Origin of the sequence: Clostridium saudiense, assembly GCF_000577815.1 — a bacterium.
Classification (GTDB): domain Bacteria; phylum Bacillota; class Clostridia; order Clostridiales; family Clostridiaceae; genus Clostridium; species Clostridium saudiense.
This window is the reverse complement of record NZ_CBYM010000085.1, coordinates 1-1,215: the sequence shown is the minus strand read 5'-3', so window position 1 is coordinate 1,215 and position 1,215 is coordinate 1. Positions and strand designations below refer to the sequence as shown.

Here is a 1,215-nt window from a genome sequence, read left to right as displayed (position 1 = left end):
AATACAATTGTTCATCAATCATTATATTTATTGTACACTAAAAATAGTAAAATTAAAACAAATTTTACCTTTATACATATATTGGTCTTCTAATCTTAAAATCCTTTATTAAAGATACAGAATGTGTTGAATTAGCATGAATAAAGAACTTTTTAGGTTTATTCCTTTCCATTTCTGTTTTAAATAATTGGGTCCATTTATACCAAAATAGGTAGTTTGTTAGGAACTTGGTTGAAACACCATTAAACTTTCTTATCCATCTTTTTAAGCTACTATGAAAAGCATTGACTCTTTGAATATTATAAATATCCACAGTTTTTCTCCCGCCCCTAATTTGATGTAATTCAAAATTATGTTGAGCCGCAAATGGGATATAACTCCTATGTTTATCAGTACATAAAATAGAATTTTCTTCAACAACCTCTGATAAAGCCCTATTTATATCAGTATAGTTAGGTCTGCCATCACATATTAAACCAGTATATATATTTCCTAATCTATCTACACCACATAATACACAGGCAAATTCCTTTGATATACCTCTTGTATTTATTTCTTTACCACGCTTTCTTGATTCCCTTGGCATAGTAAAATTAGAACTTTTGCTATGATTCCCTTTATAGCTAAGGGCAAAGTATGTCTCATCGAGTTCAATAACACCCTCAAGAGAGCCGTAGCCAATAAATTTTCTAATAGCGTCTATAATTTTATGTCTCCAAAAGAAAGCTGTTGCAATATTAATCTCAACAATTTCGGCACATTGCCTAATAGTGTTACCATTTATCATACATTGAGCATATAGTAGCCATTTATCTAATCCCTTTTTACTACTTGAAACTGGGGATTTAGAAAAATCATTGAAAGTTTTCTTGCACTCTGGATTTTGGCATTTATACCTTTGTTTAACGCCATTCTTACCATGATATTTTCCATACTTAGATATTTTATCATGATTGCAAAAAGGACAGCACTTCCCCTTGTTAAATCTATTTTCAGCGATTTCTTCATCTATAGAGTTAGTTATTCCATTTGACATCAATACAGTCTTTAAAAAATCAAATACCTTCTCTTGCTCATATGTATTTAATTGTGAAACTTGCTGAATAACATTATTAACTCTTGGCATAAAAAACCTCCTAAATAGTAGTTATATTATATATTATAACCATATTTATAGAGGTTAATCAAATTTCAACAGTTTATTAAAACAAAGCC

Annotated in this window: 1 protein-coding gene; it reads right to left on the bottom strand. The window is 29.5% G+C overall.

The window, feature by feature from the left end; translation table 11 throughout:
- Positions 1-70 precede the first annotated feature (70 nt).
- The gene (locus tag TY07_RS17000) at positions 71-1,126 is read right to left on the bottom strand and encodes an IS1595 family transposase (protein ID WP_042403092.1); all 1,056 of its coding nucleotides are present in this window, start codon (positions 1,124-1,126) and stop codon (positions 71-73) included.
- Positions 1,127-1,215: the final 89 nt, after the last annotated feature.

Coding starts and splice junctions, on each gene's coding strand:
- TY07_RS17000 (WP_042403092.1), bottom strand. CDS start 1,126: ATGCCAAGAGTTAATAATGTTATTCAGCAAGTTTCACAATTAAATACA.